This window comes from Thermus hydrothermalis (assembly GCF_022760925.1).
GTDB classification, from domain to species: domain Bacteria; phylum Deinococcota; class Deinococci; order Deinococcales; family Thermaceae; genus Thermus; species Thermus hydrothermalis.
The window spans coordinates 190833-205143 of record NZ_JAKTNT010000002.1; the positions used below are offsets into that span (position 1 = coordinate 190833).

General features: G+C 68.5%; 15 protein-coding genes and 2 tRNA genes. 8 read left to right on the plus strand and 9 right to left on the minus strand.

Annotation, left to right across the window (positions count from 1 at the left end):
• The first annotated feature begins 14 nt into the window (after positions 1 to 14).
• Genes L0C60_RS02175 through L0C60_RS02190 form a run of 4 tightly spaced genes read left to right on the plus strand, consistent with a single transcriptional unit; the run spans position 15 to position 2716 of the window.
• On the plus strand, positions 15 to 1019 hold the full coding sequence (locus L0C60_RS02175) for a homoserine dehydrogenase (protein WP_234504631.1): 1005 nt from the start codon (positions 15 to 17) through the stop codon (positions 1017 to 1019).
• A 24-nt stretch (positions 1020 to 1043) separates the two neighbouring features.
• Positions 1044 to 2099: a threonine synthase gene (gene thrC, locus L0C60_RS02180; RefSeq protein WP_234504634.1), complete on the plus strand. Its 1056-nt coding sequence runs from the start codon at positions 1044 to 1046 to the stop codon at positions 2097 to 2099.
• A gap of 9 nt (positions 2100 to 2108) precedes the next feature.
• Positions 2109 to 2423 (plus strand): hypothetical protein, encoded by a 315-nt coding sequence (locus tag L0C60_RS02185; RefSeq protein ID WP_234504636.1) that lies wholly within the window; start codon positions 2109 to 2111, stop codon positions 2421 to 2423.
• A complete protein-coding gene (locus L0C60_RS02190; protein ID WP_234504638.1) occupies positions 2420 to 2716 on the plus strand; it encodes a hypothetical protein in 297 nt (98 codons plus the stop codon). The genes L0C60_RS02185 and L0C60_RS02190 overlap by 4 nt, the downstream gene beginning before the upstream one ends.
• Here L0C60_RS02190 and L0C60_RS02195 read toward each other — a convergent pair.
• The gene (locus L0C60_RS02195) at positions 2689 to 3027 is read right to left on the minus strand and encodes a hypothetical protein (RefSeq protein ID WP_234504640.1); all 339 of its coding nucleotides are present in this window, start codon (positions 3025 to 3027) and stop codon (positions 2689 to 2691) included. The two genes, L0C60_RS02190 and L0C60_RS02195, sit on opposite strands and share 28 nt — an antisense overlap.
• On the minus strand, positions 3020 to 4450 hold the full coding sequence (locus tag L0C60_RS02200; RefSeq protein WP_234504642.1) for an ATP cone domain-containing protein: 1431 nt from the start codon (positions 4448 to 4450) through the stop codon (positions 3020 to 3022). The genes L0C60_RS02195 and L0C60_RS02200 overlap by 8 nt, the downstream gene beginning before the upstream one ends.
• Positions 4451 to 4533: 83 nt before the next feature.
• Between L0C60_RS02200 and L0C60_RS02205 the strand changes: the two genes are divergently transcribed.
• The 3 genes from L0C60_RS02205 (at position 4534) to L0C60_RS02215 (ending at position 5153) form a co-directional block, all read left to right on the plus strand.
• Positions 4534 to 4608 (plus strand) — tRNA-Cys (locus L0C60_RS02205).
• Between the two features lie 7 nt (positions 4609 to 4615).
• Positions 4616 to 4692 (plus strand) — tRNA-Val (locus tag L0C60_RS02210).
• A gap of 71 nt (positions 4693 to 4763) precedes the next feature.
• Positions 4764 to 5153, plus strand: a complete 390-nt coding sequence (locus L0C60_RS02215) for an NADH-quinone oxidoreductase subunit 15 (protein WP_234504644.1) — start codon at positions 4764 to 4766, stop codon at positions 5151 to 5153.
• Here the strand turns inward: L0C60_RS02215 and L0C60_RS02220 are convergent.
• The 7 genes from L0C60_RS02220 to aceB all read right to left on the minus strand — a co-directional run bounded on the left by L0C60_RS02220 (position 5150) and on the right by aceB (position 13342).
• Positions 5150 to 5548 (minus strand): PaaI family thioesterase, encoded by a 399-nt coding sequence (locus L0C60_RS02220; RefSeq protein ID WP_234504645.1) that lies wholly within the window; start codon positions 5546 to 5548, stop codon positions 5150 to 5152. The genes L0C60_RS02215 and L0C60_RS02220 overlap by 4 nt on opposite strands.
• Positions 5549 to 5576: 28 nt before the next feature.
• Entirely contained in the window at positions 5577 to 6695 is a 1119-nt protein-coding gene (hemW, locus tag L0C60_RS02225; protein ID WP_234504657.1) for a radical SAM family heme chaperone HemW, read from the minus strand.
• Positions 6696 to 6700: 5 nt separating this feature from the next.
• Positions 6701 to 7921 (minus strand): glycerate kinase type-2 family protein, encoded by a 1221-nt coding sequence (locus L0C60_RS02230; protein WP_234504659.1) that lies wholly within the window; start codon positions 7919 to 7921, stop codon positions 6701 to 6703.
• A 98-nt stretch (positions 7922 to 8019) separates the two neighbouring features.
• A complete protein-coding gene (glcF, locus tag L0C60_RS02235) occupies positions 8020 to 9285 on the minus strand; it encodes a glycolate oxidase subunit GlcF (RefSeq protein ID WP_234504661.1) in 1266 nt (421 codons plus the stop codon).
• Between the two features lie 4 nt (positions 9286 to 9289).
• Positions 9290 to 10339 carry an FAD-binding protein gene (locus L0C60_RS02240; protein WP_234504665.1) on the minus strand — a complete coding sequence of 350 codons (1050 nt, stop codon included), beginning with the start codon at positions 10337 to 10339 and terminating at the stop codon, positions 9290 to 9292.
• Positions 10332 to 11708 carry an FAD-linked oxidase C-terminal domain-containing protein gene (locus tag L0C60_RS02245; RefSeq protein ID WP_234504666.1) on the minus strand — a complete coding sequence of 459 codons (1377 nt, stop codon included), beginning with the start codon at positions 11706 to 11708 and terminating at the stop codon, positions 10332 to 10334. The genes L0C60_RS02240 and L0C60_RS02245 overlap by 8 nt, the downstream gene beginning before the upstream one ends.
• Before the next feature lie 71 nt (positions 11709 to 11779).
• Positions 11780 to 13342, minus strand: coding sequence for a malate synthase A (gene aceB, locus L0C60_RS02250; RefSeq protein WP_234504670.1), 1563 nt, complete (start codon positions 13340 to 13342; stop codon positions 11780 to 11782).
• A 99-nt stretch (positions 13343 to 13441) separates the two neighbouring features.
• Between aceB and L0C60_RS02255 the strand changes: the two genes are divergently transcribed.
• Positions 13442 to 14200, plus strand: coding sequence for an IclR family transcriptional regulator (locus L0C60_RS02255; RefSeq protein ID WP_234504672.1), 759 nt, complete (start codon positions 13442 to 13444; stop codon positions 14198 to 14200).
• Positions 14201 to 14311: the final 111 nt, after the last annotated feature.

Here is a 14311-nt window from a genome sequence, read left to right on the forward strand (position 1 = left end):
CTATAATCCCTTCCATGGAACGGCTAAACCTCGCCCTCCTTGGAGGGGGCACCGTGGGGAGCGCCTTTTACACCCTGGTCCAGGAGCGGCAGGAGGAGCTCGCCGCTTTAGGCTTTGTCCCCCGCTTCCTTGGGGTGTTGGTGCGGGACAAGGCCAAGCCCAGGGCCATTCCCCAAGAGCTCCTCCGGGTGGAGCCCTTTGACCTCCTGGAGGCGGACGTGGTGGTGGAGGCCCTTGGGGGGGTGGAGGCGCCCTTGAAGCTCGTCCTCCCTGCCCTCGAGGCCGGCATCCCCCTCATCACCGCCAACAAGGCCCTCTTGGCCGAGGCCTGGGAGGTCCTTCGCCCCTTCGCCGAGGAGGGCCTCCTCTACCACGAGGCGAGCGTCATGGCGGGCACCCCCGCCCTCTCCTTCCTGGAAACCCTGAGGGGGAGCGAGGTCTTGGAGCTCCACGGCATCCTGAACGGCACCACCCTTTACATCCTCCAGGAAATGGAAAAGGGCAGGACCTACGCCGAGGCCCTGGCCGAGGCCCAGCGCCTGGGCTACGCCGAGGCCGACCCCAGCCTGGACGTGGAGGGAATAGACGCCGCCCACAAGCTCACCCTCCTCGCCCGCCTCCTCCTAGACCCCGGCTTCCCCTTCTCGGAGGTGGCGGCCAAGGGGATTACCCGCCTCACCCCGGAAGCGCTAAAAGAGGCGGAGGCCCAAGGGAAGCGGGTGCGCCTGGTGGCAAGCCTCTACGGGGCAGGGGGCAGGTGGCGGGCGGAGGTGGCCCCCCGGTACCTGCCCCAGGGCCACCCCTTGGCCCAGGCCCAGGGCAACGCCCTTTGGGTGCGCACCCACCCCTTGGGGGAGGTCTTCGTCACGGGGCCCGGGGCGGGGGGTGGGGCCACGGCGAGCGGGCTTTTCGCCGACCTCCTCCGCCTCCTCTCCGGGGCCCCGGGGCACCTGCCCGCCCCCCGGGCCAGGCCGCCCCTGGCCGAGGGAAACCCCTTCCCCGAGGTCTTGACCCGCTAGCCCCTTCCCTGGGAGCATATCCCCATGCGCCTTCCCCTCATAGAGCGCTACCGCCCCCACCTGCCGGTTTCCGAGAGGACGCCGGTGGTGAGCCTCCTGGAGGGCTCCACCCCCTTAATCCCCCTCAAGGGCCCCAAGGAGGCCCGGGAGAGGGGCATCCGGCTTTTCGCCAAGTACGAGGGCCTGAACCCCACGGGGAGCTTCAAGGACCGGGGGATGACCTTGGCGGTTTCCAAGGCGGTGGAGGCGGGGGCGGAGGCCATCGCCTGCGCCAGCACCGGGAACACCGCCGCCTCGGCCGCCGCCTACGCCGCCCGGGCCGGGATTCGGGCCATCGTGGTCCTGCCCGCCGGGTACGTGGCCCTGGGCAAGGTGGCCCAAAGCCTGGTGCACGGGGCCCGCATCGTCCAGGTGGAGGGGAACTTTGACGAGGCCCTAAGGCTCACCCGGGAGCTCACGGAGCGCTACCCCGTGGCCCTGGTGAACTCCGTGAACCCCTTCCGCCTGGAAGGCCAGAAGACCTTGGCCTTTGAGGTGGTGGACGAGCTCGGGGATGCGCCCCACTACCACGCCCTCCCCGTGGGGAACGCCGGGAACATCACCGCCCACTGGCAGGGCTACAAGGAGTACCACGCCTTGGGGAAGGCTAGGCGGCTTCCCCGCATGCTGGGCTTCCAGGCGGCAGGGGCGGCCCCCTTGGTCCTGGGGCACCCGGTGGAGAAGCCGGAAACCCTGGCCACCGCCATCCGCATCGGCAACCCGGCGAGCTGGGAGGGGGCGGTGCGGGCCAAGGAGGAGTCCGGCGGGAGGATAGAGGCGGTCACGGACGAGGAGATCCTGGCCGCCTACCGCTACTTGGCGGAGGAGGAGGGCATCTTCTGCGAACCGGCCAGCGCCGCCGCCATGGCCGGGGTGTGGAAGCTCCTTAAGGAAGGCCGCCTGGAGCCGGAAAGTACCGTGGTCCTCACCCTCACGGGCCACGGCCTCAAGGACCCCGCCACGGCGGAACGGGTGGCGCGGCTTGACTCCCCGGTGCCGGCCACCCTCGAGAGGGTGGCGAAGGCCGCAGGCCTCTGGTAGGCTTCGGGTATGCCGGAGGCCAAGCGCGTCCGAAAGAAGGTGCCCGAGCCCTTCCCCGGGGCCTACTACCTGGCGGGGGCCATCACCATCCTTCTCATGCTCCTTTTCCTCTACCTGGGGGCGAGCCTTCCCCCGGGGGTAGCGGGGTTTTTGGTGGCCTTCGTCCTGGGGCTCACCGTGAACCCCAAGTACGTCCCCTTTTTCCTCCTGGCCGGGGTCTTCTCGGCGGTCATGGGGTTTTTAGGGCGGGAGCCCCAGGTGGCCTGGGGCGGGGTGGCCCTGGTCCTTTCCCAGGTTTTGGTCCGCCGCTTCGTCCAGGAATGAGCCCGAACCGCCTTTCCCAAGCCCTTGCCCTCTTTGGGGTGGCCCTTTACGCCTACTTCCTCTTCCTGCGCCCAAACCAAGAGGGGATGGCCCTGGCCGTGGGCCTCTTCGTGGCCACCATGGGGGTGGCCTATGGGGAGAAGCCTTTCCCCGTGCCCTTTTTCCTGGGGCTCTACGGGGTGCTTTTCCTCCTCCAGCTCCTCTTCGGCCACCCTTGGCCCTTCCTCCTCGGGGGGGCCTTGGGGCTTGGGCTTCCCTACCTCCTCTACCGCTTGCGGAAACCCGCCAAGTAGAGGAGGCTTCCCAGGAGCATCCCTTCCCCCAGGGTGGGGAGGTAGAGGAGGAACTCCCTTACGTCCAGCCTTAGGTAGAGGAGGAGGGGCCAGGGGGTGAGGGCCCAGGCCAGGTCCGGCCGCCCGTAGCCCGCCGCCAGGAATAGCCCCGCCCCAAGCCCCCTGAGGTAGGCGAGCCAGCCCGAGCCCAGCTCGTTTTGGTAGACGAAGTAGAGGAGGTTTAGCCAGACCCCCACCGCCCAAAGGGGCAGGCGCCTTTCCAAACGGAAGGCCAGGGCGAGGAGGAGGGAAAAGGCTAAGGCTTCAAGCACGGGCCACCTCCGCCTGGCCCCGGGCCTCGAGGTAGGCCACCAGCACCTCCAGGGCCTTCTCCACCGCCTCGTCCAGGTCCTCCCCGGGGATGAGGGGGATGCCCTCCTCCTGGGCCCAGAGGAGGAGGCGCTCTTGGATCAGGCGGATCTCGGCGAAGTGGGCCAGGTACTTTTCCTTGGGCCGGGCGTGGCCCGTTTCCCGGTCCCGGAGGCGGAAGCGGTCCTGGTGAAGCCTTTCGTCCTGCAGGTAGACCAGCATGGGCACGGTGAGGACCCGGTCCTGGTAGGGGTGTTCCAGGTAGCGGGGCACCACGTGCACCCCCTCGAGGACGATGGAGGTCCCCTCCAGGGCGCTCCGTTCCTGGATGGCCCTGAGCCCCACCGCTACCCGGGCCACCTGGTCCAGAAAGCCCCTCAGCACCCGCGCTTCGTGGCTCTCTTGGGAAAGTTCGGGCAGGAGGGCCTTCCAGGCCTCAAAGGTGGAGAGGTGCAGGGTGGGGAGGAGGTCCTTGGACAAGGAGGCGCGGAAGACCTCCCGCACGGCGTCCGAGGGGACGATGTGGGTGATGCCCAGGCGGTAGGCCAAGGCCGAGGCCAGGACGCTCTTGCCCACCCCCGTGACCCCGCCGATGAGGATGTGCACGGGCCGGGCGCTCCGGCGGAGGTGCCTTAGGAGGAGGTAGCGCCGGGCCACCTCCTCCCCCGCCTCCTTGAGAAGGGCCTGGTAGACCCTTTCCCGAAGCTCCGGGCGGCGGATCACCTTAAGGCCTTCCCGCCGCAAGGCCCCCTCAATCTCCCGGGCCAGGCGGTAGGCCCCCTCCGGGGAGAGGCCGATGCCCATGAGGGACTGGGCCAGGATGCCCTTGGAGAAGGGCATGCGGGGCTCGCCGCCCTCCTCTTCCACAAAGAGCTCCCCGGCGAAGGCCCGGCGTTCCAGGTAGCGCCGCCTCGCCGCCTGGCCCTTGGCCTTGGCCACCTCCTGGGCCACCACCTCCTCTAGCCTGCGGGCGGCGATCTGCCGCACGCCCTCCTGGCGTAGCCTTTCCTCCACCCGTTTGGCGAGCTCGTGGGCTTCCTTTAAGGAAAGCCCCGCCTCCTCCAGGCTCCGCACCAAAAGCCCCTTGGAGAAGGGGCGGCGCCTTTTGCCCTCCAGGACCAGGATTTCCTCAAAAGGCAAGGTCCTTTGGGCCAGGGCCTCCGCCGCCTCCTTCCCTAGGGCCTTGGCGGCTTCCGCCAAGAGGACCTGGCGGAGGTACCTCGGGGTTACCTCCTTGCGCCCCTCCTCCTTAAGCCTTTCCTCCACGGTGTGGGCCAGGGCCTGGGCGGCCTCGAGGGGGACCCCTAAGGGCAGGAGGGCTTCCAACAAAAGCCCCTTGGAGAAGGGCCACCGCCCCCGCCTGAGGCGCACGAAAACGTCGCTCATTGCCTGGCATCATAGCACCTTTCCCTTGGTTATGGGCTTTCTTGACACTCCTCGTGGCCCCGTGCTAAGCTACCTTACGGCTTGGCGCCGTAGCCAAGTGGTAAGGCAGAGGTCTGCAAAACCTCCATTCGCCGGTTCGAATCCGGCCGGCGCCTCCAAAAGCGCGGGCGCGTAGCTCAGGTGGCCAGAGCACTACCTTGACACGGTAGGGGTCGGTGGTTCAAGTCCACTCGCGCCCACCAGGCTGGACCCCCAGGGATCCCCCTGGGGGTTTTCGGTTTGCGGCGAGGCTTCCTCGGGGTATACTCGGGCCATGAGCGCGGCCCACGAACGCGAGCTGTACCAGGCCTGGGTGGAGCTCCTTTCCTGGATGCGGGAGTACGCCAAGGAAAGGGGCGTCCGCTTTGAAAAGGAGGCGGACTTCCCCGACTTCATCTACCGCATGGAAAGGCCCTACGACCTCCCCACCACCATCATGACCGCCTCCCTTTCCGACGCCCTGGGTGAGCCTTTCCTCCTCGCGGACGTTTCCCCCCGCCACGCCAAGCTGAAGCGCATCGGCCTCCGCCTGCCCCGGGCCCACATCCACCTCCACGCCCACTACGAGCCCGGCAAGGGCCTGGTCACGGGGAAGGTCCCCCTCACCAAGGAGCGCTTCTTCGCCCTGGCGGACCGGGCCCGGGAGGCGCTGGCCCTGGCCTAGACTTGGCTGATGGTCCCTTGGGCCAAGGCGATGAGCCGGGGTTCGGGCTCCTCGCTGTAGGCCTCCCCTTGCACCACGGCGAGGCGCTTCCCGGCGTGGACCACCCGGCCTAGGGCGCGAAGCCTTTTCCCCTTGGCCGGGCGGAGGAAGTTCACCTTGAACTCCACGGTGAGGACGTTGGGGCCCAGGGCGAGCCCCCCGGCGAAGGTGAGGGCGTTGTCCAAGAGGGCGCTAATGACCCCCCCGTGGACCACCCCCAGGTGCTGGTAAAACTCGGGCCGCACCTCTAGGGCGAACTCCACTACCTCTCCCTCCACCCGCACCACCTCCGCCCCCAGGTGCTGGGTGAAGGGTTGGGCCTGGGCCACCTGTTCTGCCAAGGCTTTCAGGTCCATGGGCCACCTCCTTAGACTTGGTCAAAGTTTAGCCCGCCCCTTCCGGGCCTTCAAGGGCTTCCCAAAGGGCCAGGACCACCCGGTGGAGGAGGGGAAAGGCCTTGGGGGTGGGGCGTAGCCGCTTTCCCTCCACCCGAAGGAGGCCGGCTTCCGCCAACTCCCGGGCCCGCCCTGCCAGGCGGGGGAAGAGGGTGAGGCCTACCCTTGCCTCCACCTGGGCCACGTCCACCCCCTCCCGAAGCCTTAGACCCAGCATGAGGCTTTCCTTGGCGTGCTCCAGGGGGCTTATAGGCTCTTCCCTTGGGGCTTCTTTGGCGAGCCAGCGGGGGAGGGGAGGGTGGGTGCGCCTCAGGGCGTAGGCTGGGCCTTCCCCGGGGTACTGCCCGGTGGCGGAAGGCCCCAGGGCGAGCCAGAAGCCGTTGCGCCAGTAGACCAGGTTGTGCTGGGCCTCCTCCCCAGGGCGGGCGAAGTTGGAAACCTCGTAGCGTTCTAGCCCTGCTTCCCCCAGGATCTCCTCCGCCCGCTCCATGGCCCAGGCCTCCCGTTCCGGATCCTCCCTTAGCCCCAGGAGGGCGAAGGGGGTTCCCTTCTCCACCTGCAGGGTGTAGGCGGAGACGTGGCCTAGGCCAAGGCTTGCCGCCTCCTTTAGGTCCTTCTCCACGTCCTGCATGGGGAGGCCCAGGATGAGGTCAAGGGAAAGGCGGAAGCCCGCTTCCAGGGCGAGCTCCACCGCCCTCAGGGCCCCCTTGCGCCCGTGGGCCCGGCCGAGGAACCGGAGCACCGGGTCCTGGAAGCTCTGCACCCCCAAGGAGAGCCGGTTGACGCCCAGGTCCTTGAGGAGCCGGAGCCGGGCGGGGCTCAGGGTGCCGGGGTTGGCCTCGAGGGTCACCTCTGCCCCTTCGGCCAAGGGCCAGGGGAGGGCCTGGAAGAGGGCCAAAAGCTCCTGGTCCCGCAGGTAGCTGGGCGTGCCCCCGCCCAGGTAGAGGGTCTTTAGAGGATGGGGGTAGCGGGCGTGGAGGGCTTCCGCCTCCTCCCTAAGGCGCCTCAGGTAGGCTTCCACCCACCCAGGCCCCCGGCGCACCACGTGGAAGTCGCAGTAGGGGCAAAGGGTGGGGCAGAAGGGGACGTGGACGTAGAGGCTCGTCAACCCCTTCAGTCTACCAGGAGGAGGCGAAAATCGTTCAGGTTCGTGCCCGTGGGGCCCGTGTGGAGGAGGGTGCCTATTTCTTGGAAAAAGCCCAGGCTATTGTTCTCCTCCAGGAAGGGCCTGGGGTCTAGGCCCCGCGCCCAGACCTCGGGCGTGAGGAGGGCGCCCGCCGCCCCGCTATTCCCGTCCAGGCCGTCGGAGTCCGCCGCCAGGGCGTAGAGGGGCCTTGGGAGATGGGCGTAGAGGGCGAGGAGGAACTCCAGGTTCCGCCCCCCCTTGCCCCGGCCCGTCACCCTCACCTGAGCCTCTCCCCCCGAGAGGAGGAAAAGGGGCTTGCGAAAGGGCACCCCGTGGGCGCGGATGGTCTCCGCCAGCTCGGCGTGGAAGCGGGCGAGGGCCCTGGCCTCCCCCCCGAAGCGGTCGGAGAGGACCACGGCCCGGTGGCCTTGGCCCTTCAGGAAGGCCTGGGCCGCCCTTAGAAGGTGGAGGTTCGTGCCCACCAGGCGCCAGGTGAGGCGCCTAAGGGCGGGGTCTTGCGGCTTGAGGGTTTCGGGAAGCCGCCCCTCGGCCCCCGCTTCCAGCACCGCCCGGGCCTCGGGAAAGGCCAGGCCGTACCGCTCCAAGACCGCCAGGGCCTCCAGGTAGGTGGCGGGGTCGGGGTGGAAGGGGCCGGAGGCGATGACGCTGGGGTCGTCCCCGGGGACGTCGGAGAGGAGGAGGGCGTGGACCCTGGCCCGGGTGGCGAGGAGGGCTCTTCCCCCCTTGATGCGGGAGAGGTGCTTGCGCACGGCGTTGATCTCCCGGATGCTCGCCCCGCTTTGGAGGAGGGCCTGGGTGAGGGCCTGCTTTTCCTCCAGGCTTATCCCCAAAGGGGCGCACCAGAGGGCGCTCCCGCCCCCGGAGAGGAGGGCGAGGACCCGGGCCTTGGGGGAAAGGGCGGCGAGGAGGCTTAGGACCTCCTCCGCCGCCCGCACGCTTTCCCCATCGGGCACCGGGTGGCGGGCGAAGACCGCCTTCAGGCCCAAGGGGTCTTGGCCTTGGGGCAGGGTGAGGTGGTAGGGGACCTCCCCGTACCGGTCCAGGGCCGCCCGAAGCATGGGGGCCGCCGCCTTGCCCACGGCGAGGACCAGGTCGGGCCGGGAAGGGGGAAGGGCCTTTAGGGTGAGGCGGTAGGGGTCCGTGGCCTGCAGGGCGTGGAAGAAGGCATCTTTCAGGAGAGTTTCCATGCCAGGTCGGTTGGGTCAAAGCCCTGGTCCTTATAGAGGAGAGGGGCTTCCTCCACCTGGGCCATGGCGGAGCTCAGGCAGTCCCCTAGGCTCGCTTTCTACCTGCCCTCGAGGGGACTCTTCCCCTCGTAGAGGAGGGCCAGGAGTTCTGCCGTGTGGAGGACGGGGATGCCCTGGAGGTAGGCGCTAATCTGCGTGAGGCAGCCGATGTTGCCCGTAACCACCAGGTGGGGTTCGGTGGCCTTAAGGTTTTCCGCCTTGCGCTTCCCTAAGGCCTCGGCGATCTCCGGCTGGAAGAGGTTGTAGGTGCCGGCGGACCCGCAGCAGAGCTCCCACTCCTTGGGTTCCAGGATCTCTACCCCCGCCGCCTTCAGGACCCTCCGGGGGGCCTCCCGCACCCCTTGGGCGTGGGCCAGGTGGCAGGCGTCGTGGTAGGCCACCCTTAAGGGGGTCTTGGGGGGTGGGGGCGGGGTGAAGCCGAGCTCGTCCAGGATGACGGTGAGGTCCTTGACCTTGGCGGCCAGGGCCTTGGCCTCTTCCTCCTCGGGCTCCCCCAGGAAGAGGAGGGGGTATTCCTTCATCCCCGAGCCGCAACCGGCGGCGTTGGTGACCACGTAGTCCACGTCCTGGAAGGCCTTTAGGTTCTTGCGGGCGAGGGCCCTTGCCCCCTCCTTGTCCCCGGCGTGGAGGTTTAGGGCTCCGCAGCAGACCTGTTCCCGGGCCACCACCACCTCCACCCCGTTTTCCTGGAGGACCCGGAGGGTGGCCTCGTTGATGGAGGGGCGGAGGACCCTCTGGGCGCACCCCAGGAGGAGCCCCACCCGGGCCTTCCTCTCCCCCTTGGCGGGGTAGACCTCTAGGTAGGGGGCTTCCTCCGGCAGGCGCTCGGGGAGGAGGGCTAAGGGCGCCTTAAGGGGCTTGGGCAGGGGCAGGGGCTTAAGGAGGGGCTTAAGCCGGGTGGCCAGCGCCGCCAGGGGGCGGAAGCGCTCGGGGTAGGGGAGGGTGCGGAGGAGGGCTAGGCGGTAGGCCCTTTCCAGGGGGTAGCGGTGGCGCTTCTCCTCCGTGTGGAGGCGGAAGGTGGCGATGAGTTCGCCGTAGGGCACCCCGCTCGGGCAAGCGGTGACGCAGGCCTGGCAGGCCAGGCACCGGTCCAGGTAGGGGAGGGCCTCCTCCAGGGGCAGGGCCCCTTCCAAGACCTCCTTCATGAGGAAGATGCGCCCCCTGGGGGAGTCCATCTCCTCCTGCAGGACCACGTAGGTGGGGCAGGTGGGGAGGCAGAAGCCGCAGTGGACGCAGGCCTCTATGGCGTGGGCCATTACCTCCCCTTCCTTGCCCAAGGCTTCCACGGGAATGCGGTGTTGCATGCTCTCACCCTAAGGGAAACCGGCCCGTGGGGTCTAGGGCCCGCTTCAGCTTGGCGAAAAAGGCCTCGGGGGGCGGGGGGTAGAGGGGGTCTTCCGCCCCGCGGAGGACCAGGTGGGGAAAGCCCGCCCGCCTTAGGGCCTCTAGCCCCTCGGGTCCCGTGCCGGCGTAGAGGACCTCCCCCCCGTCCAGGTAACGCCTAGGCCCCAAGGGGAGGGCCTCGAGGCGGGGGATGGATAGAGGCCCCGCCGGCACCTTCACCCAGATGGGGCTTTCCTCCAGGAAGCGGAGGTCCCGCACCCCCTCCCAGTGGGCCTCGTCCTCCTTCAGGACCTCGGTCCTTTGGGCCCCCTCCTGGGCCAGGAGGCGCTTTAGGCCCTCCAGGCGGGCCGCCACGCTCCCGGGAAAGCCCCCCAGGCGGGCCTCGAGGGTGGCGGGGGGGATGAGGTCCAGGGCCAGGAGGTCCAGGGGGAGGAGGCGTAGCCTTTCCAGGGCGGAAAGGGCCTCGTGTAGGCCTGGCATCTCCGCCCGGAGGGTCCTCGTGGCCCTAGGGTAGGGGAAGACCTTGAAGGAGAGCTCCACCATGACGCCAAAGGCCCCCAAGGAGCCCACCATGAGCCGGTGGAAGGGGAAGCCGGCGGCGTTTTTCACCACCTTGCCCCCGCCCCGCACCACCCTCCCTTCCCCGTCCACGAAGCGCACCCCCAGGAGGAAGTCCCGCACCCCCCCAAACCGGTGGCGCAAGGGCCCGGAAAGCCCCGCCGCCACCGTGCCCCCCAGGGTGGCCCCCTGGGCCTTTAGGGGCGGGTGGAAGGGGAGGTACTGCCCGTGGGCCCTTAGGGCCTCCTCCACCTCGGCGACGGGGGTGCCGGCCCAGGCGGTGAAGACGAACTCCTCGGGCTCGTACTCCAGGATGCCGGAAAGGCCGAGGGCTAGCTCCACCTCCCCCTCCCGGGGGGCGGAGAGGGCGGGCTTCGTTCCCCCGCCCCTGGGCCTCAGGCGGGGGTAGGCCCGCACCGCCTCCACCACCTCGGCCAGGGTGGAGGCCCTAACCATGGACCACCTCCGGGAGGACCTTGCCCCGGTTGGCGAGGCCCTTGGGGTCCAGGGCGGCCTTCACCCTCTCCATGGCGAAAAGGTCCTCCTGGGCGAACATCTCCGGCATGTAGGCCTTCTTCTCCACCCCGATCCCGTGCTCGCCCGTAAGGGACCCCCCAAGGCGCACGCATAGCCTCAGGATCTCTCCGGCCAGGGCCTCGGCCCGCTCCAGCTCTCCCGGCTTTTTGCCGTCGTAGAGGACCAGGGGGTGGAGGTTCCCGTCCCCGGCGTGGAAGACGTTGGCCACCCTAAGCCCGAAGGCCTGGGAAAGCCTTTGGATTTCCCGCAAGGCCTCCCCCAGGCGGCTTCGCGGCACCACCCCGTCCTGGACCAGGTAGTCCGGGGAAAGCCGGCCCACGGCGCTGAAGGCCGCCTTGCGCCCCTTCCAGATGGCCTGCCGCTCCGCCTCGCTTTGCGCCACCCGCACGGCGTAGGCTCCGCTTTCCCGGATCACCTCCTCCAGGACCCGGGCCTCCTCCGCCACCTCCTCCTTGGGGCCTTCAAGCTCCACGATGAGGAGGGCTTCCGCCTGCGGGTAGCCCGCCCGCACCGCCTTCTCCGCCGCCTCAATGGCCAGGCGGTCCATGATCTCTAGGGCCCCGGGGAGGAGGCCCCTTCGGATCACGAGGCTCACGGCGTCGCCCGCCTTTTCCAGGCTGTCGTAGGCGGCGAGGAGGGTGTGGTAGGCCTCGGGCTTGGGGAGGAGCCTTAGGGTGATCTCCACCGCCACCCCCAAAAGCCCCTCCGTGCCCACGAAGAAGCCGTGGAAGTCAGGGCCCACCCCCTCCAGGCTTTCCCCCCCGAGGCGCACCACCTCCCCTTCCGGGGTCACCACCTCGAGGCCCAGCACGTGGTTCGCCGTCATCCCGTACTTCAGGCAGTGGGCCCCCCCCGAGTTGAAGGCCACGTTGCCCCCGATGGTGGACACGGGCTGGCTGGAGGGGTCCGGGGCGTAGTAGAGGCCGAAGGGGGCCGCCTGGCGGGAAACCTCCAGGTTCACCACCCCAGGCTCCACCACGGCGATGCGGGCGGTGGGGTCCAGCCTGAGGATGCGGTTCATACGGTTTAAGGCAAGGACGATCCCCCCCTCCACGGGCAAGGAGCCGCCGCTTAGGCTGGTGCCGCTCCCCCGGGCCACGAAGGGGACGCCGTGGCGGTGGCAAAGCCGCACCACCTGGACCACCTCCTCCTTCCTCTCCGGCAAGACCACCGCCAGGGGGCGCCTGCGGTAGGCGGTGAGGGCGTCGGACTCGTAGGGGGCGAGGGCCGCCTCCTGGGTGAGGACCCTGCCCGGCAAAAGGGCCTTGAGTTCTTCCAAAAAGCCCACGGCTTCCCTCCTTTCCTCCCACTTTAGGGCAAAAGGCGGGGAAGCTCCCCGCCCCTTCCCCGCCCTTGGCCTTAGTCCAGGTACTCGTAGGCCACCAGGGTGAGGAACTCTATGAACTCCTCCGAGAGGACGAGCTTGTCCAGGATCTCCTCCGCCTCCTTGTACCGCTCCTTCTCCCGGCCCCCCAGCTTGGCGAGCTCCTCCTCCTTGATCCTTTGGTAAAGCTCCGGGGTCACGGTGCGCCCGTCCTCCAACTTGGCTTCCCGGTGGACCCACTGCCAAAGCTGCGCCCGGCTGATCTCGGCGGTGGCGGCGTCCTCCATGAGGTTGAAGATGGCGGCGGCCCCGTTCCCCAAAAGCCACTGGTTCAGGTACTGCAGGGCCACGGAGACGTTGTTCCTCAAGCCTCCCTCCGTCACCTTCCCCCCGGGGACCTCAAAGTGGAGGAGGTCTTCCGCCTTCACTTCTACATCCAGGCGCTTCACGTGCTTCTGGTGGGGTTTATCCCCCAGGTAGCGGTCAAAGACCTCTTGGGCCACGGGCACCAGGTCGGGGTGGGCCACCCAGGTGCCGTCAAAGCCTTGGGAGGCTTCCCGCTCCTTGTCCGCCCGCACCTGCTGGAAGGCCCGCTCGTTCACCTCGGGGTCCTTGCGGCTTGGGATGAAGGCGGCCATGCCCCCGATGGCGTGGGCCTCGTGGATGTGGCAGGACTTCACCAGGAGCTCGGTGTAGGCCTTCATGAAGGGCACGGTCATGGTGACCTGGGCCCGGTCGGGGAAGATGGGGGCGGTGGTGGCGAACTTCTTGATGCAGCTGAAGATGTAGTCCCAGCGGCCGGCGTTGAGCCCGGCGGCGTGCTCTTTGAGCTCGTAGAGGATCTCCTCCATCTCAAAGGCCGCCAGGATGGTCTCTATGAGCACCGTGGCCCGGATGGTGCCCCGGGGGATTTGGAGGTAATCTTGGGCGAAGTTGAAGACCTCGTTCCAGAGGCGGGCCTCGAGGTGGCTTTCCATCTTGGGCAGGTAGAAGTAGGGCCCGCTTCCCCGCTTTAGGAGCTCGTGGGCGTTGTGGAAGAAGTAGAGCCCAAAGTCAAAGAGGCTAGCGGAGATGGGCTCCCCGTCCACCCGCACGTGCTTTTCCACCAGGTGCCAACCCCGGGGGCGCACCACCAGGGTGGCGGTCTTCTCCTTTAGGCGGTACTCCTTGCCCTCGGGGGAAACGAAGTCAATCTGGCGGCGCACGGCGTCGTAGAGGTTCTTCTGCCCCTGGATGACGTTGTCCCAGGTGGGGGAGAGGGCGTCCTCAAAGTCCGCCATGAAGACCTTGGCCCCGGAGTTCAGGGCGTTGATGATCATCTTGCGGTCCACGGGGCCGGTGATCTCCACCCGGCGGTCCAGGAGGTCCTGGGGGGCCTCGGCCACCCGCCAGTCCCCGCCCCGGACGAAGGCGGTTTCCTGGAGGAAGTCGGGCTTTTCCCCGGCCTTGTACCGCTCCCAAAGCTCGTGCCGGCGGGCAAGAAGGGCTTTCCGCACTGGGTTGAACTCCCGGTGCAGGGCCACCACGAACTTCAGGGCCTCCTCCGTCAGCACCTCCCTAAGGAGGGGGTGGTCTTTGGTGATCTCCACGCCCTTCATGGTGCCCCGAGCTTACGGGGGCGGGGCCGGGTTTGTCAATAGACGGAATGCTTTTTCACATCTTGAAAAACTGCCCGGGCCATGCTAACCTAAGCCCCCGTGCCGAGGCCGAGGGAAAAGGGGGCAAGCGAGGTCAAGACCCTGGAAAAGGGGCTACGGGTGCTGGAGGCCTTGGCGGAGGCCAGGGAAGCGGGGCTTGCCGCCTTGGCCGAGGCCACGGGGCTATCCAAGAGCACCCTTTACCGCCTCCTCCAGTCCTTGGCCCGGCGGGGCTTCGTGACGGAGGAAGGGGGCGTGTACCGGGTGGGGCCCAGGGCCTTCGCCGTGGGCCAGGCGTACCTGCGGCCGGACCTCCTCTCGGCGGCGCGCCCCGAGATGGAGGCTTTGTCGGCGGAAACGGGGGAGAGCGTGAACCTGGCGGTGCCCTGGGAGCAGGAGGCCCTGTACCTGGACCAGGTGGAGGGGAGGCAACTGGTGCGCCTCTTCACCGCTCCCGGTAGCCGGGCCCCCCTCCATGCCACCGGGGTGGGGAAGGTCTTCTTGGCCTATAGGGGGGTGCCGGAGGGCCTGCGCCTTACCCCCTTCACCCCCCACACCAAGACCCGCCTGGAAGAGCTCTTGGAGGAGCTAGGGGAGGTGCGGGCCCAAGGGTACGCCCTGGACAACGAGGAGAAGGAGCTGGGGGTGCGGTGCGTGGCCGCCCCTGTCTTCGGCCCTTCAGGGCAGGTGGTGGCGGCCATCTCCCTCTCCGCCCCGGCGAGCCGGCTTTCCCTGGAGGCGGCCAGGCTCCTCGCCCCCCGGGTGATGGCGGCGGCCAAGCGCGCTTCGTTGCGCCTAGGGTTTTCAGGGGGCGTATAATGAGAAGGGTTAGTAGGGTTTAGCGGGAGGAGCTAAAGACCATGGACAGGGTCACGGACAAGGACCGCCCGGTCTATGTGATTTCGGTGGCGGCGGAGCTGGTGGAGATGC